This is a genomic window from Desulfovibrio ferrophilus (assembly GCF_003966735.1).
GTDB lineage: Bacteria > Desulfobacterota > Desulfovibrionia > Desulfovibrionales > Desulfovibrionaceae > Desulfovibrio_Q > Desulfovibrio_Q ferrophilus.
The window spans coordinates 1,355,172-1,379,215 of the sequence record NZ_AP017378.1; the positions used below are offsets into that span (position 1 = coordinate 1,355,172).

A 24,044-nucleotide genomic window follows, 5' to 3' on the forward strand; every position below is an offset into this window, starting at 1 on the left:
GGAGGACGCATGTCCCAGACGAACATTCTCTTAGAATCTGGCACCAACGAGCTCGAGATCGTCGAATTCTATCTGGACGAAGTGGGCAAGAGTGGTGAGCATTACCAGGGTTACTATGGCGTTAACGTCGCCAAAGTCCTGGAAATCATCCGTCTCCCCAAGATCACCGAGATGCCAGAGGTTAACCATCCCTCAGTTCTCGGAGCGTTCAACCAGCGATCTCACATCATCCCGTTGGTCGACCTTGCCATGTGGCTTGGTAAGGAACGGGTTGAAAGTGAAGCTCCCAAAGTCGTAGTTACCGAATTCAATCAGGTCACTTCGGCCTTCATGGTTTCGGGTGTTACCCGTATCCACCGCATCAGCTGGGAAGAAGTGGAGCAACCCAACAAGTACGTCTCCGCTCTGTCCAACAATTCAATCACCGGCGTGGTCAAGCTCGAAGGGCGCATCGTCTTCATTCTGGATCTGGAAAAGATCGTTGCGGACTTGAACCCCTCTCTGGGCCTGCGTTTGGACGAAAGCATCGATTGGTCTTCGGACGACGGCTACAGGGCTCTTGTTGCCGACGACTCCGCTCTGGTCCGCGAAATGCTCAAGGACCTGATGACCAAAGCCGGGTTCAAGGTTGAAACCGTAAACAACGGCCGTGAAGCCTGGGACCGCCTCCAAGCCATCAAAGCCAAGGCAGAAGAAGATGAGGCCTCCCTGTGGGATTATGTCAATGTCATGGTCTCGGACATTGAGATGCCCATGATGGATGGTCACAATCTGACCAAACGTGTCCGCGAGGACCCGTTCCTGAAAGACATGCCCATCATCCTGTTCTCATCGCTGATCACGGACAAGCTCAGGCACAAGGGTGATAACGTGGGTGCGGACGAGCAGGTCTCCAAACCGGAGGTTTCCAAGCTTGCCATACGCGCCAAGGAGCTGATTCAGGAACGTATGGCAGGAAAATCGTTTGTCCAGAAGGAGTCGTCCGGGAACTAGCCGCGACGCCTAACGATGATCATCGCCCTGTTACAACTCAATTTGACTGTCGGCGACCTGGAAGGAAATGCCTCCAGGATCGCCGACGGTGTTTTCAAAGCCCAAGCCATGGGGGCCGAGCTTTGTGTCACACCGGAACTGGCGCTGATGGGCTATCCTCCCCGCGACCTGCTGCTCTCGCCATCTTTCATCAATAATGCCCAGTCTCAACTCAGAGTACTGGCGCGGGAACTCGCCAACGCCATCCCCGTGCTCGTGGGCACAGCAACCCCCAATACAAAGGCCACAGGTCGCCCCCTGCACAACTCGGCCGCTCTGCTTCGCGCAGGCTGCGTGGAAGCCCTGTTCCACAAAACCCTATTGCCCACCTATGACGTCTTCGATGAAGACCGATACTTCGAACCCGGCCCAGGGCCGGGAGGTTTCGAGCTGAGGGGCCAGAATTGTGCAGTAACCATCTGCGAAGATTTGTGGAATGACAATGAATTCTGGAATGAGACCCGCTACAGCGGTGACCCAATGAGTTCGGATGTGGTCCGCAATTCGGACCTTGTTCTGAACCTCTCGGCTTCTCCCTTCACCGTGGGCAAACAGCGCATCCGACAGGAAATGCTCGCCTGGGCAGCCAAGAAGCACGGCAAGCCCATTTGCTATGCCAACCAGGTAGGGGGCAATGACGATCTGGTCTTCTCGGGCCGCTCCATGGCCTTTGGAGCAGACGGGACCCTCATGGCACAGGCCAATGCCTTTGCCCAAGACATCCTGCTGGTAGATATGCAGGCCGGCACCGGACGCATCGAAGCCCAAGACAATGCACCGGAAAGCGAAACCTGGGGCGCTCTGGTTCTCGGCACCCGCGACTACGTCACCAAATGCGGATTCAAGAAAGCCCTGCTCGGCCTGTCCGGCGGTATCGACTCGGCCCTGACCGCGGCAGTGGCGGCCGAAGCCCTGGGAGCGAGTAATGTGCTGGGAGTCCTCATGCCATCGCCCTACTCCAGCCAGGGCAGCATCGACGATTCCCTTGCCCTGGCAGACAATCTGGACATCAAGACCATGACCCTGCCCATTGGCCCTCTGATGCAGGGTTTCGACACGACCCTGGAAAAGGCATTCAAAGGTTTTTCCCCCGACCTGACCGAGGAAAACATCCAGGCCCGCATCCGTGGCAATCTGCTGATGGCCCTGTCCAACAAGTACGGTTCCATTCTGCTGACCACGGGCAACAAAAGCGAATTGGCAGTCGGCTACTGCACCATTTACGGAGATATGTCCGGTGGACTGGCGGTCATTTCCGATGTCCCCAAAACCCTGGTCTACGATGTCTGCCGCTGGCTGAATCAAAACAAGGGGCATGAAGTCATCCCTCAGTCCGTTATCGACAAGGCTCCCTCTGCTGAACTGCGCCCGGATCAGAAAGATCAGGACAGCCTGCCTCCCTATGAGATTCTGGATGCCATCATTCATCGTCTGGTGGTCCTGCGTGAATCGCGCGACGACGTCGTGAATGCTGGATTTGATCGAACAACCGTAGACAAGATCTCACACTTGCTGCGCGGTGCGGAATTCAAGCGCCGCCAGGCTGCTCCAGGCCTCAAGATCACTGACCGCGCCTTTGGTACTGGCTGGCGAATGCCTCTGGCAGCGCGCGTCAACCACTGACCCTTTCGGCCTCTTTCTTCTCCCTCTTTTCTGCCAACAGCAATACTGCCTTTCCCCATCGGGCAATCTTCAGCCATACACGAACCGGGGCACAAATATCCCATGTTAGAAATAACAACATAGAGGAATACAAATACCCCTTGACGCGTATCTCCTTCGCCCGCTAAACATACCATACCGTATGGTATTGATAATGGAGTAGCCTCATGAGCAAGACGAAACAGACGGGGAAAACGAAAACCCCACCCAGACATAACGCCCCGGATCTGCTGACTGCAGGTCTGGACATGCTGGCAGGAATCAGCATCGAACAATTGACGATAGATGCCCTGTGTCGCCATCTGGGCGTGACCAAAGGATCGTTCTATCACCATTTCAAGGGCCGCCGTGATTATCAGGAACGCCTGCTCAAGCACTGGACCGAGCAGTGGACTGAAAGACGTATGCGTGACGCTGACAACACGAAAAATATTCAACAGCGCTTTCTTGAAATGGTCACGATGGCAGAGGCCGTGCCCCAGGGCCCCGAAATCAGCATCCGAGCCTGGGCACAGCGTGATCCTCTGGCCCGTGAACATTTGGAATATGTGGACACAGTCCGCATGGAGTATCTGCGCAGCCTGTTTGAAGAACTCACGGGCGATGCAGACCGCGCACAACATCTCTCACAACTCGGATACTGCCTGTACGTTGGCACTCGCATGGTGGCACCTCCCATCACAGGCCTCGAACATGCAAAGCTCTTCCACTTGATGGCCACGGAAGTGTACGGACTCGACCTACCCGAACCGGAATGAGAACTCTGACTTTTCCTTGAAAGGAGATCGCATGCAATCCAACATCCCTTGGGACGAAATCAAGAATCTGTTTTCCAAGGTCAAATCGTGCTCCATGGCAACTGTGGACGAAGATGGCACCCCACGCGTGTCGCCCATCGGTTCCGTGTTTCTCTCCAACGAAGGGCGGGGTCACTATTTCGAACATTTTCCCAAAGGCATGCGGAATAATCTGGACCGCGATCCCCGTCTCGCCATCATGGCCGTTCACCCCGGCATGGGATACTGGTTCCGCTCGCTGTGGCGTGGACGGTTCGTGACTCACCCCGCACTGCGCCTGATCTGTGAGGCCAGTAAACGCCGCAAAGCCACTCAGACCGAGATTGATGCATGGATGGCAAAGGTGCGACCATTCAAATATTTCAAGGGCCACGATCTGCTCTGGAAAAACATGGGTCACCTGCGCGAATTTAAAATTCTTCGTGTTGAACCCGTTAACCTGGGAAGGATGACACCATGAACGCCGACATCATGCGCCTGGCCGACAATCTCCCGGAACTGAATACACTGCTGGATGAGGCCGATCACGTGGACATGAAAAGTTTCGACAGCAAGCGCTCTCTGTCCGATTTCATTGCTAGAATGGTGAGCTACGAGCCGGGCTGGCTCAAGTTGCTGTATATGGTTCGCAAAGGACTGGCCAAACTCCTCGGGCTCTCGCAGGTTGCCACAGACAATAAACACCTCACTGCCGATGACATCGACTTCACCCCCGGTGCCGAGGTCAGCTTTTTCACCACTTCGGGTGGAGCCCCCGATCATTACTGGATAGGCGAGGCTTCGGACAAGCATCTCAAGGGCTACATCGGCGTTGTCGCCGTGCCCAATTCCGACGGCAGCATCCGGTTCAACACCTTCACCATTGTCCATTACCAACATTGGACCGGACCAATCTATTTCAACCTGATCCGCCCTTTTCACCATATCATCGTGCATTTCATGGGGCGTCACGCCGCTGAAGAATAACTCTCTTGGCAAGCTGGGGCAGTGGTTTCATTGCCCCAGTTTCTCCATGGGCCACCATTTGACAACAATCCTGTTTTGACCGGGATGCGACCTTTCCACTGCCTGCCCAAATCATCGGCCTTATCACCTCGGAACCTTTGTCCCTCCTCTTTCCCCCTTTGCCATCATCATAGACCCGCTCCACCAAGACCTCCGTCACCATGAATCCTTGACGCTAAAGCCAACAAGCAGATAAAGCTTAGGGGATAAAAAAGGGGAGGCTATCATGCAATTGGATATGCATTATTACGGCACATGGTGCATGGCTCGTGCGGCGGGAATGACGCCTGAAGCAGCAACCATCGCTGCCACAGCGGCACAATTCGTGGATGATAACGCGCACGGACATGACATCAACCTACCCGATGGAAGCCGGATAGGTACTCTGCCTACGGCCCACCACTGTGACGATGGCAACAACCTTCTGCGCGAGGATCAATGGCACGTTTGGGTGCCGTTCCATTTTCTACCCGGAAATGAGGGGGATGATTGCGAGCAGAAACTGCAATGCCGTGCAGGAAGCCAACTCATGCGCGATGTCATCGCCCACCACATGAAACAGGCCAAAAAACGCTATGGCCTGGAACTGATGGGCGTCACGGCACATGTACTGATGGACACCTATTCCCACTATGGATTTTCGGGACTCTCCTCGGACGACAACAAGATCGTCAGCTCCAGCATCCGGCTTGAAAATGTGGAACCACATCTCAATGGTTATCTCGCTGAAAAAGCAGAAGAATTCACAGGAATGACGCGCCAGATAATGACATGGGGCCGGGGCGTCAAAACACTCTCATCCAGAAAAAATCGTAAATGGTGGTCGGTCATCAAGACAAGTGTCACTTCACTGGTTGCAGAAACCCTGTCCGATGGATTGGGACATGGCCCCGCCCTGACTTATCCCGACCGTCCCTTCCTGAAATGGAGTTTCGAATACAAGAGCAAAGCAAACCTGCAAATGCGCGACAACCCGGCAACATTCATGGAAGGTTGCAAGGCTCTACACAAACTGTTTACGGACTTTCTCGCCAAGAATCCCAAATATGCCGATCAGCACACCTCGCCCGTGCCTTTCAAAAACATGAAGCCCGTACTCAAGGAAATCATTGGATTCCAGGGCAACAAGGAAGATCGCTGTGAGCAGTGGTGCAGAATGGCCAAAAGCGGTGTTCTGTTCGACCGGCCGGATTTCATTCCTCCATACAATGCTGAGATATGGAAAAACGATCTGAAATCCTTGAGTGACTTGTCCCCCGCCAACGCAGCCAAGCAACCCGTGGCCCGATTTTTCGAAGCCGCAGGGGTGCACCGTGACTACGTACTCTGGAAATTGATGCCAGAGTGCGGATTGGGGAACACCTGTAAGCTGCAGTAAAAGGCAACAAGTCTCATACACCAGAAAAAAGCCCTCGCAGGATCACTCCGGCGGGGGCTTCATCATTACACGATAGAAACAACTAGCAGATACGCGGCAGTTGCTCGCCTTCCAGCATGTTCAGCATCCGGCGACCACCAAGAGGCGTCACCAGGATGACCTTGCCTGCATTGTCCTCGGTCACGGTACCGATGCACACAGCGCCAGTCCCCAGAGGCTCACTACGCAGCAGTTCCAGGGCCTTGTCGGCCTTGTCACCGGGCAGGATGCAAATCAATTTCCCTTCGTTGGCAAGATACAGCGGGTCCATGCCCAGGAACGAGCAACCGGAGCGCACACCATCATTTACGGGGATGGCATCCTCTTCCACATCGATGCCAACGCCCGACTGTCCGGCAATCTCATTCAGGGTCGTGGCAAGACCGCCCCGGGTGGGGTCGCGCAGCACATGGATGTCACCCACTTCCTCGATCAGACGCTGAGTCAGACCGTTCAGGGAGGCGCAGTCACTCTCCACCGGAGTATCAAAGGTCAAGCCTTCGCGCTGGGCCAGAATGGTCAGACCATGGTCACCCATGGTGCCGGAGATGATCACCGCGTCGCCGGGGCGGGCTTTGGAGCCGCTCGGGTAATCCTCAACGATCATCTGCCCAACACCTGTGGTGTTGATAAAAATCTTGTCCACCGTGCCCTTAGGCACAACCTTGGTGTCGCCCGTGACAATGGCGACGCCAGCTTCCTTGGCGGCCTTGGCCATGGAAATCACGATCTCTTCCAGCACGCTGAATTCCAGGCCTTCCTCGATGATATAGGCACAGGAAAGATACAACGGCTTGGCACCAAGCATGGCTACGTCATTGACCGTGCCGTGCACAGCCAAGGAGCCGATGTTGCCGCCAGGGAAGAAAATGGGGTCCACAGTGAAGGTGTCGGTGCTCATGGACAGCGGCCCCTGAATATTCAGAAAGGCGGCATCATCCATCTGGGTCAGCATGGGATTGTCGAAATGGTGCATGAACAGTTCGCTGATGAGTCGTTGCGAGGCCTTGCCGCCGCTGCCATAGTCCAGAAGAATCCGCTTATCGTCCATTTCAGTGCAACTCCCTTGTAAATCCTATCATATCGCCCATATGGGCATGTTCTTCAGATGAATTCGATACTGATCCTTAACCTTTGTTTCGGCAAGCCCCACCCGGGTCAAAGACCGCAAATCGACCTGACGATCGAATCAGGCAACAGCCCGCACAAACGACAGCCCGCCCGATCGGCTACAGATCAGTATGGTACTTGAAATACGCTGCGCAGGACCCTTCGGTGGAGACCATGCACGGTCCAACAGGTTTGGCAGGGGTACAGGCCTTGCCAAACAACGGGCACTTGTTCGGAGCCATCTTGCCCTTCAGGATATCGCCACAGCGGCAGCCCGCAAGGGGTTTGACTTCCTTGAGTTCCAACCCCAACTGCTTCATGGCGTCGTACTGCTCGTAGGCTTCGGACAGAACCAGCCCACTGCCCGGAATCATACCGATACCACGCCACAGGGCGTCGGCCTCGGTGAAGACCTCATTCATGATCTCGACGGCACGCGGATTGCCGATATCATGCACGGCACGAGTATAAAGGTTCACAACCTCAGCGCGCCCTTCGTTGCGCTGGCGAATAATCTCCAACAGGGATTGCAGTACATCGAGCGGGTCGAAGCCCGTGACCACGGCAGGCAGCCCGAACTCCTTGGCGATGAACTGATACGGCTCGATACCCACGATGGTCGACACATGCCCAGGCATGATCAGCCCCTGCAACCTGATCTCAGGATCGGAACCCAGGGCACGGATGGCAGGCGGCACCAGCTTGTGGAAAGAGAGCACCAGAAAATTATCAAGCCCCATCCTGCGGGCCATCTGCAAGGTGGCAGCCACGGTGGGGGCAGTGGTCTCGAAGCCCACGCCCAGGAACACGACCTTGGCGTCCGGGTTTTCCTTGGCAATGGTCAGAGCATCCATGGGCGAATAGATCACGCTGACGCGTGCGCCTTCGGCCTGGGCTTTTTTCAGGTTTCCGCCGCCGGGACCGGGCACACGAATCAGGTCGCCAAAGGTGGTCACGATCACATCATCTCGCGCGGCCAGTTCCAGGAACAGAGCGACCTCGGAATCATGGGTCACACAGACCGGACAACCGGGACCGGATAAATGAATTATCTTGTCCGGCAACAGAGTATGCAGTCCACTGCGAAAAATGGAAACGGTATGAGTGCCGCAGACTTCCATGAACCGAAGTTCATCTTTGAGTTCCGCGTGAATCTTGTCCAGAAGGGTCTTGCAAAGGGCGGGATCGCTGAACTTATCAAGAATACTCACAGATGCTCCCTTGGCCGGTGGCGGGCCTGATAGACGGTTTTCCCCCAGGCCAAAATGATGGATATTCACCCACGAATCACAGCCTGAGGTCCGGGCTTACTACGAAAGGCTATATGACTTCAAGCCGCCCTCTTTATTTTTCCGCGCCAGATTGATAGAACCGCCTGACGGCGCAACGGCGCCATACTTCTGCCAAGGAAACAAAGCGCCCCATGCCCTCTCCAAACAAGGCCAAAAACGAACAGCACAAAAACACCGGCATGCCGACCTTCCGGGCCGTACCGCCGGAGTTGATTCCGTTGCCCCAACCCGCCATGGGACTGGTCCCCAGCGATGCTCAGTGTGACGAACTGTGCACCAGCTACGCCATGCCGGACCACATCCGGGCGCACAGTCACAAGGTGGCCGAAGCGGCAACGGACCTGGCTCTGAGAGCAGAAGAAAAGGGGTTGCTCACCGCCACGGAAGTCCAAGCCGTTCGCGCCTCGGCTCTGCTTCACGATCTGGGCAAGATGTACTGCATCGAGCATGGGGGACACCACGCCCAGCTCGGAGCCGTATGGGTCCAGGCCGAAACAGGTAATCCCGCCATCGCTCAGGGGGTCCTGCACCATGTCTGGTGGCCATTCGACGTTGACCCTACACGATATTTTCTGCCTCTGGTCGTGCTGTATGCGGACAAGCGAGTCACACACGACGGTTTCGTCTCGCTGGGCGGTCGGTTCACGGACCTGTTCGAACGCTACGCCAAGACAGCTCTGGCCAGGGAACGAATCACCATTTGCATGGACCAGGCCAAGGCCGTGGAACACACTTTAAGCGAACTCTTGGGGGTCAAGCTCCATGCGTATACTTTTGATCGCGGGCGGCTGGTCGACTGAGCGGGAAGTTTCCCTCTCCGGCGCACGCGGCATCCGCGCAGCCTTGAAAAACCTCGGGCACGAAGTCATGGATTTCGATCCCTCAACGGACCTTGGCGAACTGTTCACCAAGGCCCGCCAATGCGATTTTGCCTTTATCAATCTGCATGGTTCCCCTGGCGAAGATGGTCTGTTCCAGGCCATGCTTGAAACCGTGAACTGTCCCTATCAGGGCAGCAACCCAACGGCTTCATTCCTGGCGCTGAACAAGGCGGCCTCCAAGGCTGTCTTCCGCGATCTGAACCTGCCGACGCCGGATTGGGAGTTCCTGCCCACGCCCCCGGGCAACGATTGGGCACCACAACTGGAATACCCGCTATTTGCCAAACCCAATCTTGGCGGCTCCAGCCTGGGCATGACGCTGGTCAACGGACCGGAAGACCTCCAGGATGCACTGAAGACCATCTACGACATGGGCGAAGAGGCTCTGCTGGAAGCCTATATCAAAGGCATAGAGATCACCTGTGGAGTGCTGGACGACACCGCCCTGGCTCCCATCCTGATCTGCCCCAAGGATGGCGCATCATTTTTCGACTACGCCAGCAAATACATCGCAGGAAAATGCGACGAGATCTGCCCCGCACCCATCCCGGATTCACTGACAAAATCAATTCAGGACATCACCCTGAAGGCACATCGCTGCCTAAAGCTGTCCGGCTACAGCCGAGCAGACTTCATGGTGGTGGGCAACGCCCCCTACCTGCTGGAAATCAACACTCTGCCGGGCATGACGCCGACCAGCCTGATTCCCCAGGAAGCGGCAGAAGCAGGCTACAGCTTCGAGGATCTCATCGCCAAACTCATTGAGCTTGGCATGAGCCGGAGCCAGGCATGAGCACAAGGCTGTCCGTCATGACCAAGGCCCTGCTCGGGGCCTACAATCTGCTGTGGCTCCCAGCGCTGCCCGCACTCTACGCCGCCCCGCGCATACGTGAAGGCTTCGCTCGGCGCCTGTTGCGCGACGGCCCCGAAGGGTATGTGGACATCTGGATTCAGGCCGCCAGCGGAGGTGAAGCCTACCTTGCCCGCGAGCTGATTCTGGGCCTGCCCAAGGACAGCAAGCTGACCGTGCTGGTCACCTCCATGACCAGCCAGGGACTGGGCATTCTGGAACAAACGGCCTGGGACCTGCCCCAGACGCATCCACAGCTTACGATGCACACCAGCTATTTGCCCTTTGACGCGCCTTCGCTGATGAACAAGGCCATGGAGCGCTTTTCGCCAAAGTGCATGGTTCTTCTGGAGACGGAAATCTGGCCCGGACTGCTGGCTGCCTGCAAGGAATTCGATGTCCCCGTGGCCGTCATCAACGGGCGCATGAATACCAGCAGTCTTGGTGGCTACCTCTGCGCACACGGGTTGCTTAAACAATTGGCCCCGGACAAAATCCTGGCCATTTCCGAAGAAGCGGCCAAACGCTATGCCCTGGTCTTCGGGGCCGAGCGCGTGGATACCATGCCCAACATCAAATTCGATCGATTCCCGGCCACGCCGGAACCTGCCAGCAAGGACAATCCTGTTCGCTCCATCCTTGGACCCAAGCCATCCTGCGCCCTGTTCGCTTCGGTCCGTCGGGAGGAAGAAGCCGACATTCTCAAAACCCTATTGCTGGTCCGCAAAGCCCGCCCCAAAACCACCCTCGCACTCTTTCCCCGCCACATGCACAGACTCGACTTTTGGCGCGAAGCTCTGTATGAGTCCGGGTTGCACCCTGTCCTGCGTTCCGAACTGGACGGGCCACCGCCTGAGGCAAGCGTGATTCTCTGGGATGCCTTTGGCGAATTGGGAACTGCGTACGAGTTTTGCCGAACCGCATTTGTCGGTGGCAGCCTGCGCCCTCTGGGCGGGCAGAATTTCCTGGAACCTTTGTCTCACGGCGTCGTTCCATGCATCGGGCCTCACTGGTCCAACTTCTCATGGATCGGACGGGGCATCGTAGAGCAGGGGCTGGTTCAAGAAGTCCGCACCCCCGAGGAACTGGCCGAGCAAATGGTCAAGACTCTGGCCCGCCCGCGCAAGCGGGATGCCGTGCGGAGTAAGATCAACGCCTATGTGGACAGTCGCAGGGGCGGCACGTCCAAGGCCCTGGAACTCATCCTCAGCTTATCGGAACGGACAGCGTCCACAAACGGATAAACCATGCCGAACATTCCGCCCTGCACAGGCATCATTCCCGCGCGGTACGAGTCGTCGCGCTTTCCGGGCAAACCCCTGGCCGATATCCTGGGGCGTCCCATGTTCTGGCACGTGTACCAGCGTGCCATCCAGTGCCCACTGCTGGGCAAGGTCGCTCTGGCAACCGATGACAACCGCATCTATTCCGAAGCCTGCCGGTACAACGTACCGGTGATCATGACCGGCAGAGAACACGCCAGCGGCACCGATCGTGTTCTGGAAGCTGCACAGGCACTTGGAGTGCCCGAAGATGGTGTGGTCGTAAACATTCAGGGCGACGAACCGCTGTTGGAACCGGCCATGCTGACCGAACTGCTGGAGCCCTTCGCCGATGATTCCATCCAGGTCACGACCCTGGCGACAAAAATCAACCGCGAACAGGCCAACAGCCCGGATCAGGTCAAAGTCCTCTGGACCAAAGGCGGATCCGCATTATATTTTTCACGTGCACTGGTTCCCTATCCCCGCGACACGGAAACAGGTGGAGAATTCTGGGGCCATATCGGACTCTATGCCTTCAGAATGCGCACACTGAAACGATTTGTGAATCTCGGCCCCAGCGATCTGGAGCGCCAGGAAAAATTGGAACAGCTTCGGCTGCTTGAAAATGATATTCCCATCTATGTCGTACCAACCGCCCACAACACCTGCGGTGTGGACAGGCCCGAGGACATCGACATAGTCATTCAGAGACTTTCGGAGACTAGCTGATGAAAGCATATTTGGCACTTGAGGACGGAACCTTGTTCAAGGGCAAATCCTTCACCGGCGAAGGCAACGCCCAAGGCGAAGCCATCTTCAACACCGGCATGAGCGGCTATCAGGAAGTACTTACCGACCCCTCCTACGCAGGGCAGATGGTGTGCATGACCTACCCGCTGATCGGCAACTACGGGGTCAACCTTGAGGATGTGGAATCCTCCCGCGTATGGGTGGAAGCATTCATCGTCAAGGAATGCACCAAAGAGCCCAGCAACTGGCGCTCCAAGATGTCGCTACCTGACTACCTCGTCGAGAATGGCGTCATGGGCATCGAGGGCATCGATACACGTGCCCTGACCCGGCATCTGCGCCTACATGGCGCCCAACGTGCCGTCATCAGCACCGACAACGTCAGCCCCGAAGAATTGGTCAAGCGTGCCCAGTCCATCCCCACCATGGAAGGGCAGGACCTGGCTACGCGCGTCAGCGCCAAACAGCCGTACACCTGGATCGACAACCAGCCCGCACCGGTTGAACTCAAGGATGGCAAACACCACTGGACCGGCAAAGGGCCCAAGGTGGTCGTCTACGACTTCGGCATCAAATGGAACATTATCCGCCTGCTCGCTGCACAAGGCTGCGATCTACTGATGGTACCGGCCGGAACGACCGCTGAGGCCGTCAACCGCCTGGAACCCGACGCGGTCTTTCTGTCCAACGGCCCCGGCGACCCCGCAGCCATCGAAGGCATCGCCGACACCGTCTCCGAACTGGCCGACCGCTACCCCACTGCAGGCATCTGCCTGGGCCACCAGATTCTGGGCCTGGCTCTGGGCGGCAAGACCTACAAGCTTCCCTTCGGCCACCACGGACTGAACCATCCGGTCAAGGACCTGACCACCGGACACATCGAAGTCTCGTCTCAGAACCATGGTTTTTGCGTTGATGTCGCCAGCCTGAAGAACATTGAGATCACCCACGTCAATCTCAACGACGATACGCTTGAGGGCTTCCACCACACCCAAAAGCCTATCCTGGCCATCCAGCACCATCCCGAGGCCAGCCCCGGGCCACACGACAGCCAGTACTTCTTCAAGAGATTCAGAGAGATGGTGAGAGAACATACCGGGGTCTAGACTTTGATCGGCATTCGTTGAATACTGCCTGCGATCTGGGAAGTCCAATTCAGGGGGAGGGTGCATGTCCAGCGAGCTTATCAAGGCACGTTCGAAGATATCCAATATCAAGAGCTATCTGAAGCAGGATAAGCTGCTTCCGGCTATTGTCTCTTTGCACGAATCCGTCGGCATCATCTGCCGCACCCCGTTGCTCAAACATGAGCAGGAAGAGTTCGAACGCAGTCTGGACATAGCGCTGGACATTCTGAACCACAACGACGACTTCCGCAAAGTCTGTCCCATGGTTCTGGAGTATAAAAAGGGTGGCGAAAAGGAACTGCTTTCCGCCCTCAAGGAACTCCTGGACGATCTGCAGAGTTCCGCAGTGTCCGATGCTCAAGCTCTCTTGCAGGCCATCGACGACACCAAACGGATTCAGCTCGAACGCGGCAAGCACCTTCTGGAAAAGGGCAAGTTCAAAGACGCCAAGTTCACCTTCGACAAGCTACTTCTCCAATTTCCAGATGACACTGAGCTCAAATACGAGATTGCCGAGCTCTACCTCAAATTTGATCGCAACAAGGAAGCTCTGAAATACCTCACAGAGGCACTCAGAGACTTGCCGGAATCCTCCCACCTCTACAACCGGGTGGCCATGGTACTGCGCAAGCTTGAAGAATTTGAAATGTCAGAAAAGTACTACAACAAGGCCGTCAAACTCTCCGGTGACGATCCAGGCCTGTATTTCAACTTCGGCCGCCTGTACATCGACTGGAAACGCTGGGAAAAGGTCGACGAAATGGCAACCAAGGCCATTGAGTTGAACAAAGGCTTCACTGAAGCCCACAAGATGCGCAAGTTTGCCAACAAACAACTCGCCAAGCAGGAAAAAGCCAAAAAGAACGCGGGCAAACCCATCAAGCTATAGAATCTTTTCAAAAATTACTTGCCAAGCCATCAAGCCCACACTGGTATCACCAGTGTGGGCTTGATGGCTTGGCAAGATCAACCTCCCATACTCAAACAAGCACCCTGCTCCCAGGTGACAAGAACGTGACACAAGCAGGCCCTATGAATGTTTCCCCGGCAACATTATTCACCCACTAAATGAAATAATCCGTTTCACCTCTTCGCACAGCCTGCATATCCACCTCAAAACCTACATAAATATTTGTAGATTTGATATCACGCCAACCAATTAAAAAGACTATAAACGCCTTAAATATCGACTTAATAAAACACTCTTGACGAATTCAAACGAGATTCATCGAGGTCTTTAACTCCATGAACCTCTCATTGACAGTGGTGCGATGCTTGCATAGAATCACTTGACGACTGAACGATTTTCCGGAGACAAGAATAATGCTGCAACACCAAGGGCGTTTTCTGCGCCCCAGCACCGACAACCGCACGCTCTCTCTGCTGGAGACCCTCTCGGAAGACAGCGCGGTCTCTCAATCCGCCCTGGGCGAACGCACGGGGTTATCCGGTGCCATGGTCAACAAGTACCTTCGGGAATTGCAGCATCAGGGCCTGATCGACAAACGCCCCCTGAATGCCAAGAGCTACGAATATGTCCTGACCCAAGCCGGACACAGTCAACGCAGAGAACTGCTCGGTGAGTACTGTGCCGAGATTGTTCGCAGCTACACGGCATTGAAGGCTCTCATAGGTAATAAACTGGATAGCCTGGAAAAATCCGGTAAGCAGCGTCTGGTCCTCTGGGGAGCATCAGAGACCTGCGAGGTTGTGCTCTCTGCCATCCAGAACACCGGACTGACTGTTCTGGCACTTGTGGACAGCGCCCCCGCCAAGCACGGCACGATGCTGGCCGGGCACGCCATCCTGCCTCCTGACATTCTGTCCAGCATGCATTGCGATGCCGTGATCATCACCTCCTTCGGCAAGAGTGATGATATCCACGCCCAGCTCAAACCCTTGGCCATGGCCCATGGCCTGGAGGTCGTGCGCTTATGAAAACTTTGCCTATCATCAAGCTCAAAAGTGGCCGCAGCATCGGCCCTGGTCAACCCTGCTTCGTTGTTGCCGAAATCGGCAACAACCATCAAGGCAGTGAGGACATGGCCCGGGAAATGATCGACCATGCGGCCCGGAGCGGTGCTGATGCAGTCAAATTCCAGAAGCGCGACACCACGGCCCTGCTGACCCGCGAAGGCCGCGAAAGGCCCTATCCGGGCAGTAATAGTTTTGGCCCAACCTATGGCGAGCATCGCGATGCTCTGGAGCTTTCCATCGAAGCCATGGGGCGCCTGAAGGACCATGCAGAGCATCAAAATCTGACATTTTTTGCGTCACCTTGGGATCTACCCAGCCTGGAAGGGCTGCGTCAATTGGAAGTGGAACTGATCAAAATCGCTTCGGCGGACCTGACGACCCTGCCTCTCATTCGCTGTGCCAGCGAACTGCATCTGCCCATAATTCTGTCCACGGGCATGAGCAGCGTTGAAGAAATCAACCAAGCCGTGCTTGAAGTCCGACGGCACCATTCCCAATTGATCCTGCTGCACTGCAACAGTTCCTATCCCTGTCCTCCCGAAGAGATTGCCTTACCCGCCATGCGCCGACTCGAGCAGCGGTTCGGCCTTCCCGTGGGATACTCCGGTCACGAAGCGGGCATCGCCCCCTCCGTCGCCGCGGTAGCCTTGGGAGCCTGCATGGTGGAGCGTCATTTCACTCTGAATCGCACCCTACCCGGGACAGATCACGCAGCTTCGCTGGACCCCAAAGGCTTTGCCCGAATGACGGCCATGATTCGCGAGGTGGAAGCAACCCTGGCCGTATCCGAAAAACGCGTCACGCCGACGGAATCAGCCTGTGCAGTCAAACTCCGCAAGAGTATCGTCGCAGCCCGGGATTTACCTCAAGGAACACGGCTCACCCCGGAACACCTTACCATGAAAAGCCCAGGGGACGGGATCTCACCAATGCACTGGGACAGCGTCATGGGCAGCGTCACGACTCGCCCATTGAGCGAAGACCAGCAGCTTATGTGGGAGGACATCACTGAGGCAATCTCTCCTCAAACGGCCACGGGGGAATCGGCATGAACATCCTGATGATTGCCGTCAATGATCCCGCCGGAACGGCCATCGGGTTTGCCGATGCCATTAACCGGCGCACCGAACATTTCTGCCGCGTGGCGACCCTGGAAACTCGTTATAATCACAACTGGCGCAAGGACCTCCACATTCCGGAGTTGGACAGAACGGGGTTGATTGAATTGGAAGAGACCTTACTCTCGGCCGACGTCTTCCACTTCCACATGACCGCTGATGAGAACTTGAGGTTAGGCCCGTTCCTGCCCAAAGACTTCATGAACGGCAAAGCACTGGTGCACCATCATCACGGACACCCAGACTTCCGGGACAATCCAGGCAAATACAGCCAAAAATATGATATGCTCAACCGTCGCAACCTGCTGGTGAGCACTCCCGACCTGCAACACATTCTACCTGAAGCCCGCTGGCAGCCGAACTGTGTCAATGAGCAGGACCCAGCCTATCAGCCTCTTGCCGACAAACCCCAGACACCAATCCGCATTGCCCATTCGCCCACAAGGCGAGACCTCAAGAACACCGACGACCTGCTCGGCGTGATGCAAACCCTCCTTGCCGAAGGCCATTCCCTTGAACTGGACCTCATCGACGATGCACCCCACTGCGACTGCCTGGAACGCAAACGCCGCGCGCACATCTCCTTCGACCATATGCAGGGATACTACGGCATGAGCAGCCTTGAGTCTCTGGCCCAAGGCGTGCCTACCGTGGCAGGTTTATCAGACTGGTGTATTGGTCAAATGCAGGAATTCACTGGCACGGCAGATCTGCCTTGGCTGGTGGCACGAAACGCGAAAGCTCTCAAAGATATCCTGACCCACCTGAGCTGTGACACGGATGAACGTCACAAAGCGGGTGCCCATAGCCGCGCCTTCATGGAGCGCTACTGGAACGAAGAACGGGTCATCGGACGATTGATGGAATTTTACGAGACGCTGTAAACCTGTAGTCAGACGTATCAACGCCTCACATCACCGAGACAGATATCCTGGGAGTTCATCGGCCAGCAAGCTGGTCAGCACACCTTGCGGGTCACGCGAGGCGAGCACCTGCAGGAAACGATTATTCTCGCCCTTATCAGTCGCCGCGTTCTGGGCAAGTTGCAACTCCTGAAGCCCCTCGTCCAGACGCATGGCCCGCAGGTTGATCATGGCCAACTCAAGACCGAGCCGCCAGTCCTCCGGCCTGTGCAAGCCCAAATGTGACAGCACATGCAAGCGGAATCCATCGCCACCACTCCCCTGACGAGCAAGCACGACGTCAACGCGCTCGGCCACATCCAGATGCCCCGGCTCGATTTCATTGGCTTCCATCAGACAATCCATCGCAGATTCGGGAATACCACGTCTGATATCATAGCAAAGACCGCTGCGCACGGATATCCAATGCCGTTCACACTCCGCGGCCCAAAGCATCCAGAGTCTGAAAGGCGATTCTGGAATCTCGAATTTGGCAAAGTGGCCAGCCTGCCCATGACGGAGCCAGAAGGCCTTTGCCAAATTCCACTGCCCATGTCGCAAGGCCAGTCCCGAACCCGTCAGATTGACCTCAAAAGAATCAGAATGCAGTTTCTTGGCAACCAGTTTTGCGGCCATGGGCAGAGCTTCATCCTTTCTCCCTGCCCAGTTCAGACAACGCATCAGCGCCGCGATTCCACAGGGGGAGCAACTCCGCACAGCAATTCCTGCGGCCGCTTGTCCCAAATCAGATTCAAACATTCCCGCTTCATTCAATCGAAAGACGGACTCCCAGGCAAAGGAATCCGCTGCCGGACCAACCTCAGCCCCGGTCGCTGATTCAGCCAGCTCAAGAATACGTTCAGCCCTGTGCCGTGGTAGATGTTCTGCCTGGACTCGCGCCCAAGCCGCCCGGCCCTTACTCCTTGTAATCTCGGGGTTAGCAAGATGCTTGCGCACAAGAACATCCAGCTCGACGATTGTGGAATAGACCTCCACTTCACGTCCGGGCTCGAATAGCCGGCCGATGTCCGAAGACACCTCCTGATTCAGAACAAGACAACCGCAGGAAGCGGCCTCGAACAATCGAAAATTGATTTCACTGAAGATGGACTCGTTAGGAACCACCCAAGCATTATCGTAATGCCCCATCATCTCAGAAAAATTAGCGTCCTGCACCAGATCGAGACCATGTTCGCGGCACAGGTAATCCACCATGCGCTTGCGCACCTTGCGCGCGGAGGTAATCCGCCCCACAAAACACATCCTGGATGTTCTCTCATTCCAGGGCTTGTAGGCTCGTCGCGAACCACACCAGGGCAGATGGTGCACCTCCTTCAGCCCCAGTTTCTCCAGCACGGGAATCCAGCTATCCTGAGTCGTAAGAACCAGATCGAACATTCGGCCATACGCTCGATGCCACCAGGCATTGAGATGGGTATCCACCGACCAGAAAACCTTTTTGCACGACAAATCCCCCAGTCCCATGAGTATTGTTCGGGGACTGAGCAATTCGATTTCCAGCAACAAGTCTGGTTCGAAGTCATGAGACTTCAACTGAGCGACAATATCCTGCGGCCCCGGAGACAGGCGCAGATCGAGAGTTTCATGACCCAAGGCCTTGAAAGCTCGACAAAAGACGGGGGCATTGATGACGCAAATACGCATGCCGGACGTTACTCCGTCAGACGAATTCCGGCAATACCTTGAGAAGCATCATGCGACCTCGAAGAAGCACGAAGAACCGACAGAAAAATCAGGCCCGCCCGAGGTAGGTGTTGGCCAACGACTTGGAACGGTCGCCCAGGGTCTTCATGTCCGGTTTGGAGATCTGATCGTCAGCTCCGACGGCCTCCCCTTTATGGCGCAGGCTTTCAGTAATGAGCGATGAAAACAGCAACACGGGCACATCCTTGAGGCCAGGAGTATCCTTGATGCGCTTGGTCAAACTGTGGCCATCCATGACGGGCATTTCGATATCCGAAATGATGACATGCAGATGATCATTCAGGGGATCGCCACTCTCCTGAATCCCGGCCATCATGGCTTCAAGCTTGTCCCAGGCATCCTTGCCGTTTATGGCGGGAGTCACCTCGAACCCCATCTTGAGCAAAGAAGCCTGGATCATTCGCCTGATGGTCGGGGAGTCATCCACAATAAGCGTCTTGTAGACAAAGTCATCATCATGGTCGATTTCGTCGTCGGTTACGGACAAGGCAAATCGAGGGTTCAGATCCCCCACGATCTTTTCCATATCCAAAAGAAAAACCACACGATCATCGATGCGCACGACACCGGTAATGGAATCATCGGTCATGTCCAGCATATGTTGCTTGGGCGCCTCGACCTGCTCCCAGCTCAGACGATAAATACGAGTCACTCCGGAAACCAGAAAGGCATTGATCACCTCATTGAACCGGGTGACCACAACCTTGGGTTCATCAACCGGGGCAGCTTTTTTCCCCAGAGAACGAGCCAAATCAATCAACGGAATCACACGATCACGCAGATTGAATGTCCCCATTACCGCTGTCTTGGTCTGTGTGGGCAGTTGGGTTATGCCGGGCTGTCGAATGATCTCAAGGACTTTAGCGACATTAATACCGTAGTGGCCGCGATAGACTTCACCATCTGGAAGTTGTTCATCAATGTAGAATTCGACGATCTCAAGTTCGTTGGTGCCCGACTCAAGAAGAATATCAGTCTGACTCATGCTAGGTCCCCCATATACCCCGGACAGTGGTCGTCAACAGTCCGAAGCAGAATCATATCAGACTAGCATGAAAGAGAGGTAAAGCCCACGCCTCAATAATTCCTTACGACACACTAACGAGCCGCGTGCCAGCGCCAAGCGGTCTTTACGATGGTCTCGATATCCGTGTATTTCGGCTGCCATCCCAGTGCTGCTTTGGCTCCCTCGGCAGAAGCCACAAGCCGTGCAGCATCGCCCTCGCGTCTTGGGGCAAAGTCATAAGGCACTTCCTTTCCCGAGACCCGATGCACTGCATCGACAATCTCGCGCACCGAGTTGCCCGTGCCTGTCCCCAGATTATAGGCCTCGGAACACTCACCATCCAGCAAGCGTTTCACGGCCAACACATGAGCGCCTGCCAGGTCGGTCACATGGATATAATCCCTCAAGGCAGTACCATCGGGGGTATCATAGTCATCCCCAAAAATTTTTAGTGGAGGACGTTTGCCCAAGGCGGCACCCACGGCAAGGGGAATTAGATGAGTCTCAGGATCGTGTTCTTCACCCAACTCACCATCCGGATCGGCCCCGGCAGCATTGAAATAACGCAGGCATATACTGCCAGTGCCATACGCATGGTCGAAATCGCGCAGCATCTGCTCGATCATCAGCTTGGAGCGACCATAGGGATTAACCGGTGCCAGGGGGTGGGCCTCGGCAATGGGCACCTGCATAGGCTCACCATACACGGCGGCAGTACTGGAAAACACAATCCGCTCACAGGCGGCGGCACGCATGGCGGAAAGCAGTGTCAAGGTTCCCGCCACGTTGTTGCCGTAATATTTCTGCGGGTCGGCCACGGACTCGCCCACGGCAATGAATGCGGCAAAATGCAGCACTGCCACAGGCCTGTAGCGGGCAAAAACCCGATCCATGAAGGCCCGATCACCGATGTCACCCTGTTCCAGCGGCCCCCACTTCACGGCCCAGCCATGCCCATGCACAAGATTATCCACGGCAATGGGTGTAAATCCGGCCCGGGCCAAAGCCTTGCAGGTATGGCTGCCAATATATCCGGCTCCGCCGGTCACAAGAACAGGAAGCATTGCTCCTCCATGGTTGAACAAATAACTCATTCCCCTGAGAACAATCTTGATCTGGATTGAAATCACCCAAGGCAAGGCATCAAACAGTATTCTGCCAGACGCCGCCTCGCGATAACCAGAGCATTTCTCTTCAGTCCAACAAGCGTTCAGCAAGGGCCAAGGCCGCAGCCAGACTCCCTGTGTCGGCGACATCCTTACCTGTAATATCGTAGCCAGTTCCATGATCCACTGAAGTCCTCACAACCGGCAATCCCAAAGTCACGTTCACGGCTTCGGAAAAATGCAACAGCTTCAGAGGTGCGAGGCCCTGATCATGGTACATGGCCAACACGGCAGAATAGAGCCCTTTGGCCGCAAAATGAAAAATGGTATCTCCGGGGAAAGGTCCCTCTACCGATATCCCCCGCGCACGGGCTTCTTCAATGGCCGGTGCGATGATGGCCGCCTCCTCGGACCCAATCTTCCCGCTCTCACCAGCATGCGGATTCAAGCCGCACACGGCAATGGGGGCCGGGGCGGGCTCCAACTTTGAGACCAATCCCCAGGTCAATTCCAGACAGCGAAGGATACGCTCGCGTGTAATCAGACTCGGAACCTCAGTCAGAGGGGGATGGGTAGTCACCAGCGAAACCCGTAGTTTCGGTCCTCCCAGATGCATGCAGATGTTCTCGCGCCCAACACCCAAACGCTCGGCAAAGAACTCGGTATGACCAGGAAAATCAAACCCCGCATCCTGGAGCATGGCCTTGTTCAGAGGGCAGGTGACCACTCCGGGACTCTGCTTTGCATTCAGAAATTCACAGGCTGCTTCCAGGGCCAACCCGGCAGCACGACCGCCTTCGGGATGAGCCTGCCCAGATCGCATGGTAAACACGCCCTGTTCCGGCGGTGTATACAGGGAGATGGAAGCCGAAGCCGAGGCTACGCCACTTGTATCGATTTCGGTCCAGAATCGGCGCAAACCAAGTCGTTCACAGTGATGATCCAAAGATTCTTCGGGACCAATCAGGACCAACGGACGACCATCGTACGAGCCATCGCCCAGCAGACGACAGACCAGTTCCGGCCCAAGCCCGTTAGGATCGCCCAGAGTAAGAAGAAGAGGTGATTGATTCATAACGCATGGTCTTACGCCATGGCCGAGAGGTGGTCCAGTCCTGCGCGCCACTGACCAAAGCGATCGGAAGGTGAATCATCCAATACTCTTGGAGAAACACACCGAGCGGTTCTCAAGGCAAGGGTCTCGTTACAGATCCACCACTGAGTTATCGCAATTCCCGAAAGTACTGCGTACATAGCGATCTGCGTCCCAATCATTCTCCCAGTTCGTTTCATCTATCAAATAGCGATACTCATAGGATTTTCCCGGCTCAAGGGACACGTCAACCTTGAAAGACCCACCCTTCAGGCGCTTCATCGGCGTGGCATAAACGTTCCACTCGTTGAAATCACCAACAAGGGATACATTTTCCGCATCAAGGGCCGCAGCCTTATCCAGCCGGAAAGTCACTTTCACCAACGACTTTGTCTTCAAATGCTGTTTCTTCAATGCCATGGGATTCTCCTCGTCTGCGGACACAGCCGCCTTGAGTTGTTCATCCGGTCAGAGCGTCGCCCCAGCCAGACGATACACGTCCAGATACCGCTTGGCCGCGGTATCCCATGAAAACTCCGTTGCCATGGCGCGCTGGCACATGGCCCTCCACTGCTGCGACTTGTCCCACACTGCCACGGCCCGCCCCACGGTTTCTGCCAGCAAATCGGCATCGGGACGAGCAAAAGTAAACCCCGTTGATCCTGGTTTCGGATAAGGGATAATGGTGTCCTTAAGCCCACCCACCGCAGTAGCAACCGGAATTGTCCCAAACCGCAGGGCATACATCTGAGTCAGGCCACAGGGCTCGTAGCGGGAAGGCATCAGGAAGATATCAGCCCCCGCCTGGATCACATGCGCCAATTCCTCGGTATACCCGATGTGCGCACGGAGCCGCCCCGGATATTCGCCCACCAACTCGGACAATCGCTGTTCAAACTCAGGATTTCCCTCGCCCAGAACAACCACGCCGACATCCAAATCCATCAGCTTCGCCATGACATCCAAAACGAGATCAATGCCCTTCTGCTGCCGCAGCCTGCCGATGAATCCCAGCAGTGGCCTGTCCATCAGCGCCGGGTCCATATCAAACGCCCCCAGCAAATTGCGCTTGCAGTCTTTTTTGCCCTCGAGGCTGTCATGGGAATAGGGACAATTCAAAAAACGATTCCCATCTGGACTCCACACATCGTAATCCGCTCCGTTCAAGATGCCAAAGAGCAGGTGGGAGCGATGTGACAGAATCCCCTCCAGTCCACAGCCATATTCAGGGGTCACTATTTCTTCAGCATATCCGGGGCTGACGGTGGTGATGGCGTCGGCATAGGCAATTCCTGCCTTGAGCAGACTAAAATCTCCATAGAACTCAACGCCATCCATCTGCCATGCCTCGGTGGGCAACCCGCTGTTCTCGAATAGCCTGTTGGAGAATCGGCCCTGGAAAGCCAGATTGTGGATGGTCATGACGCTGCGGGACTCTTTCCAGAAGAAATCCTTTTTGCGCCAGTAATGCAAAAAGGCTGCAGCCACTCCGGTTTGCCAATCATTGAGGTGCAATATCGCAGGAGGTTGTCCCAGATGCTTGGCCCACTCCAAAACAGCCCGAGAAAAAAACAAAAAACGTTCGCAATTATCAAAATAATCGCCGTGATGCGTGCAGTAATGGTAGCGGCGGTCGAAATATTCGGCACGATCGATGAAATAAACAGGCATCCCGTAGTAATCGGCCATGTAGACATCGCAGGTCACCGGTGCCCACGGATACCCCACCAGACAGCCTGAATGCAGCAGGTGCACAGGCCACTCCCCCGATGACAATCGTCCGTACATGGGGGTAACCACCGCCGTATTCACGCCCATTCGGTGCAATGCCAATGGCAACGCCCCCAATACATCCGCCAATCCCCCTGTTTTGGAAAAGGGGAACATTTCGGATGTGGCGAAGAGCACAAGTGGACGCTTTGCCATCAA

The 24,044-nt window shown here is 55.7% G+C and carries 23 protein-coding genes; 15 read left to right on the plus strand and 8 right to left on the minus strand.

The window, feature by feature from the left end:
* Positions 1-9 precede the first annotated feature (9 nt).
* From EL361_RS06320 to EL361_RS06345, 6 genes are all read left to right on the plus strand, one after another.
* The gene (locus EL361_RS06320; RefSeq protein WP_126377711.1) at positions 10-993 is read left to right on the plus strand and encodes a chemotaxis protein; all 984 of its coding nucleotides are present in this window, start codon (positions 10-12) and stop codon (positions 991-993) included.
* 15 nt (positions 994-1,008) lie between these two features.
* Positions 1,009-2,655: an NAD+ synthase gene (locus EL361_RS06325; protein WP_126377713.1), complete on the plus strand. Its 1,647-nt coding sequence runs from the start codon at positions 1,009-1,011 to the stop codon at positions 2,653-2,655.
* Between the two features lie 206 nt (positions 2,656-2,861).
* Positions 2,862-3,452, plus strand: a complete 591-nt coding sequence (locus tag EL361_RS06330) for a TetR/AcrR family transcriptional regulator (RefSeq protein WP_126377715.1) — start codon at positions 2,862-2,864, stop codon at positions 3,450-3,452.
* Positions 3,453-3,483: 31 nt separating this feature from the next.
* Positions 3,484-3,951, plus strand: a complete 468-nt coding sequence (locus tag EL361_RS06335) for a pyridoxamine 5'-phosphate oxidase family protein (RefSeq protein WP_126377717.1) — start codon at positions 3,484-3,486, stop codon at positions 3,949-3,951.
* On the plus strand, positions 3,948-4,457 hold the full coding sequence (locus tag EL361_RS06340) for a DUF2867 domain-containing protein (protein ID WP_232034890.1): 510 nt from the start codon (positions 3,948-3,950) through the stop codon (positions 4,455-4,457). Before EL361_RS06335 ends, EL361_RS06340 begins: the two co-directional genes overlap by 4 nt.
* Positions 4,458-4,722: 265 nt before the next feature.
* Positions 4,723-5,874 (plus strand): DUF6765 family protein, encoded by a 1,152-nt coding sequence (locus EL361_RS06345; protein ID WP_126377719.1) that lies wholly within the window; start codon positions 4,723-4,725, stop codon positions 5,872-5,874.
* Positions 5,875-5,956: 82 nt separating this feature from the next.
* Here the strand turns inward: EL361_RS06345 and hypE are convergent, their stop codons facing one another.
* Positions 5,957-6,964: a hydrogenase expression/formation protein HypE gene (gene hypE, locus EL361_RS06350; RefSeq protein ID WP_126377721.1), complete on the minus strand. Its 1,008-nt coding sequence runs from the start codon at positions 6,962-6,964 to the stop codon at positions 5,957-5,959.
* A gap of 178 nt (positions 6,965-7,142) precedes the next feature.
* Complete coding sequence (hypD, locus tag EL361_RS06355) at positions 7,143-8,234, minus strand: hydrogenase formation protein HypD (RefSeq protein ID WP_126377723.1); 1,092 nt, start codon at positions 8,232-8,234, stop codon at positions 7,143-7,145.
* Positions 8,235-8,446: 212 nt separating this feature from the next.
* Between hypD and EL361_RS06360 the strand changes: the two genes are divergently transcribed.
* The 9 genes from EL361_RS06360 (at position 8,447) to EL361_RS06400 (ending at position 17,167) form a co-directional block, all read left to right on the plus strand.
* On the plus strand, positions 8,447-9,115 hold the full coding sequence (locus tag EL361_RS06360; RefSeq protein WP_232034891.1) for an HD domain-containing protein: 669 nt from the start codon (positions 8,447-8,449) through the stop codon (positions 9,113-9,115).
* A complete protein-coding gene (locus EL361_RS06365) occupies positions 9,078-9,989 on the plus strand; it encodes a D-alanine--D-alanine ligase family protein (RefSeq protein WP_126377725.1) in 912 nt (303 codons plus the stop codon). The genes EL361_RS06360 and EL361_RS06365 overlap by 38 nt, the downstream gene beginning before the upstream one ends.
* Entirely contained in the window at positions 9,986-11,290 is a 1,305-nt protein-coding gene (locus tag EL361_RS06370) for a 3-deoxy-D-manno-octulosonic acid transferase (RefSeq protein ID WP_126377727.1), read from the plus strand. The genes EL361_RS06365 and EL361_RS06370 overlap by 4 nt, the downstream gene beginning before the upstream one ends.
* Before the next feature lie 3 nt (positions 11,291-11,293).
* Positions 11,294-12,040 carry a 3-deoxy-manno-octulosonate cytidylyltransferase gene (kdsB, locus tag EL361_RS06375; RefSeq protein ID WP_126377729.1) on the plus strand — a complete coding sequence of 249 codons (747 nt, stop codon included), beginning with the start codon at positions 11,294-11,296 and terminating at the stop codon, positions 12,038-12,040.
* Positions 12,040-13,167, plus strand: coding sequence for a glutamine-hydrolyzing carbamoyl-phosphate synthase small subunit (carA, locus tag EL361_RS06380; RefSeq protein ID WP_126377731.1), 1,128 nt, complete (start codon positions 12,040-12,042; stop codon positions 13,165-13,167). The genes kdsB and carA overlap by 1 nt, the downstream gene beginning before the upstream one ends.
* Before the next feature lie 64 nt (positions 13,168-13,231).
* Positions 13,232-14,077, plus strand: coding sequence for a tetratricopeptide repeat protein (locus tag EL361_RS06385; RefSeq protein ID WP_126377733.1), 846 nt, complete (start codon positions 13,232-13,234; stop codon positions 14,075-14,077).
* Between the two features lie 434 nt (positions 14,078-14,511).
* Positions 14,512-15,126 carry a winged helix-turn-helix domain-containing protein gene (locus tag EL361_RS06390; protein ID WP_126377735.1) on the plus strand — a complete coding sequence of 205 codons (615 nt, stop codon included), beginning with the start codon at positions 14,512-14,514 and terminating at the stop codon, positions 15,124-15,126.
* Positions 15,123-16,217, plus strand: a complete 1,095-nt coding sequence (locus EL361_RS06395; protein ID WP_126377737.1) for an N-acetylneuraminate synthase family protein — start codon at positions 15,123-15,125, stop codon at positions 16,215-16,217. The genes EL361_RS06390 and EL361_RS06395 overlap by 4 nt, the downstream gene beginning before the upstream one ends.
* Entirely contained in the window at positions 16,214-17,167 is a 954-nt protein-coding gene (locus EL361_RS06400; RefSeq protein ID WP_126377739.1) for a glycosyltransferase, read from the plus strand. The genes EL361_RS06395 and EL361_RS06400 overlap by 4 nt, the downstream gene beginning before the upstream one ends.
* A gap of 30 nt (positions 17,168-17,197) precedes the next feature.
* Here EL361_RS06400 and EL361_RS06405 read toward each other — a convergent pair whose 3' ends face one another.
* The 6 genes from EL361_RS06405 to glgA form a co-directional block, all read right to left on the minus strand.
* Positions 17,198-18,850 carry a glycosyltransferase family protein gene (locus EL361_RS06405; RefSeq protein WP_126377741.1) on the minus strand — a complete coding sequence of 551 codons (1,653 nt, stop codon included), beginning with the start codon at positions 18,848-18,850 and terminating at the stop codon, positions 17,198-17,200.
* An 88-nt stretch (positions 18,851-18,938) separates the two neighbouring features.
* Positions 18,939-19,895, minus strand: coding sequence for a chemotaxis protein (locus tag EL361_RS06410; RefSeq protein WP_126377742.1), 957 nt, complete (start codon positions 19,893-19,895; stop codon positions 18,939-18,941).
* A gap of 113 nt (positions 19,896-20,008) precedes the next feature.
* A complete protein-coding gene (gene galE / locus EL361_RS06415; RefSeq protein ID WP_126377743.1) occupies positions 20,009-20,980 on the minus strand; it encodes a UDP-glucose 4-epimerase GalE in 972 nt (323 codons plus the stop codon).
* A 130-nt stretch (positions 20,981-21,110) separates the two neighbouring features.
* A complete protein-coding gene (gene pdxA, locus EL361_RS06420; RefSeq protein WP_126377744.1) occupies positions 21,111-22,097 on the minus strand; it encodes a 4-hydroxythreonine-4-phosphate dehydrogenase PdxA in 987 nt (328 codons plus the stop codon).
* 129 nt (positions 22,098-22,226) lie between these two features.
* Entirely contained in the window at positions 22,227-22,535 is a 309-nt protein-coding gene (locus tag EL361_RS06425; protein ID WP_126377745.1) for an isoamylase early set domain-containing protein, read from the minus strand.
* Between the two features lie 48 nt (positions 22,536-22,583).
* Positions 22,584-24,041: a glycogen synthase GlgA gene (glgA, locus tag EL361_RS06430; RefSeq protein ID WP_126377746.1), complete on the minus strand. Its 1,458-nt coding sequence runs from the start codon at positions 24,039-24,041 to the stop codon at positions 22,584-22,586.
* Between the last annotated feature and the right edge of the window lie 3 nt (positions 24,042-24,044).

What these genes read in the sequence shown, in the direction of transcription:
- EL361_RS06410 (WP_126377742.1), bottom strand. Translation starts at nt 19,895, where the DNA reads ATGAGTCAGACTGATATTCTTCTTGAGTCGGGCACCAACGAACTTGAG.
- EL361_RS06425 (WP_126377745.1), bottom strand. Translation starts at nt 22,535, where the DNA reads ATGGCATTGAAGAAACAGCATTTGAAGACAAAGTCGTTGGTGAAAGTG.
- glgA (WP_126377746.1), bottom strand. Translation starts at nt 24,041, where the DNA reads ATGGCAAAGCGTCCACTTGTGCTCTTCGCCACATCCGAAATGTTCCCC.
- pdxA (WP_126377744.1), bottom strand. Translation starts at nt 22,097, where the DNA reads ATGAATCAATCACCTCTTCTTCTTACTCTGGGCGATCCTAACGGGCTT.
- EL361_RS06400 (WP_126377739.1), top strand. Translation starts at nt 16,214, where the DNA reads ATGAACATCCTGATGATTGCCGTCAATGATCCCGCCGGAACGGCCATC.
- kdsB (WP_126377729.1), top strand. Translation starts at nt 11,294, where the DNA reads ATGCCGAACATTCCGCCCTGCACAGGCATCATTCCCGCGCGGTACGAG.
- EL361_RS06330 (WP_126377715.1), top strand. Translation starts at nt 2,862, where the DNA reads ATGAGCAAGACGAAACAGACGGGGAAAACGAAAACCCCACCCAGACAT.
- EL361_RS06395 (WP_126377737.1), top strand. Translation starts at nt 15,123, where the DNA reads ATGAAAACTTTGCCTATCATCAAGCTCAAAAGTGGCCGCAGCATCGGC.
- EL361_RS06325 (WP_126377713.1), top strand. Translation starts at nt 1,009, where the DNA reads ATGATCATCGCCCTGTTACAACTCAATTTGACTGTCGGCGACCTGGAA.
- EL361_RS06340 (WP_232034890.1), top strand. Translation starts at nt 3,948, where the DNA reads ATGAACGCCGACATCATGCGCCTGGCCGACAATCTCCCGGAACTGAAT.
- EL361_RS06385 (WP_126377733.1), top strand. Translation starts at nt 13,232, where the DNA reads ATGTCCAGCGAGCTTATCAAGGCACGTTCGAAGATATCCAATATCAAG.
- EL361_RS06370 (WP_126377727.1), top strand. Translation starts at nt 9,986, where the DNA reads ATGAGCACAAGGCTGTCCGTCATGACCAAGGCCCTGCTCGGGGCCTAC.
- galE (WP_126377743.1), bottom strand. Translation starts at nt 20,980, where the DNA reads ATGCTTCCTGTTCTTGTGACCGGCGGAGCCGGATATATTGGCAGCCAT.
- EL361_RS06390 (WP_126377735.1), top strand. Translation starts at nt 14,512, where the DNA reads ATGCTGCAACACCAAGGGCGTTTTCTGCGCCCCAGCACCGACAACCGC.
- EL361_RS06335 (WP_126377717.1), top strand. Translation starts at nt 3,484, where the DNA reads ATGCAATCCAACATCCCTTGGGACGAAATCAAGAATCTGTTTTCCAAG.
- EL361_RS06345 (WP_126377719.1), top strand. Translation starts at nt 4,723, where the DNA reads ATGCAATTGGATATGCATTATTACGGCACATGGTGCATGGCTCGTGCG.
- carA (WP_126377731.1), top strand. Translation starts at nt 12,040, where the DNA reads ATGAAAGCATATTTGGCACTTGAGGACGGAACCTTGTTCAAGGGCAAA.
- EL361_RS06405 (WP_126377741.1), bottom strand. Translation starts at nt 18,850, where the DNA reads ATGCGTATTTGCGTCATCAATGCCCCCGTCTTTTGTCGAGCTTTCAAG.
- EL361_RS06365 (WP_126377725.1), top strand. Translation starts at nt 9,078, where the DNA reads ATGCGTATACTTTTGATCGCGGGCGGCTGGTCGACTGAGCGGGAAGTT.
- EL361_RS06320 (WP_126377711.1), top strand. Translation starts at nt 10, where the DNA reads ATGTCCCAGACGAACATTCTCTTAGAATCTGGCACCAACGAGCTCGAG.
- hypE (WP_126377721.1), bottom strand. Translation starts at nt 6,964, where the DNA reads ATGGACGATAAGCGGATTCTTCTGGACTATGGCAGCGGCGGCAAGGCC.
- EL361_RS06360 (WP_232034891.1), top strand. Translation starts at nt 8,447, where the DNA reads ATGCCCTCTCCAAACAAGGCCAAAAACGAACAGCACAAAAACACCGGC.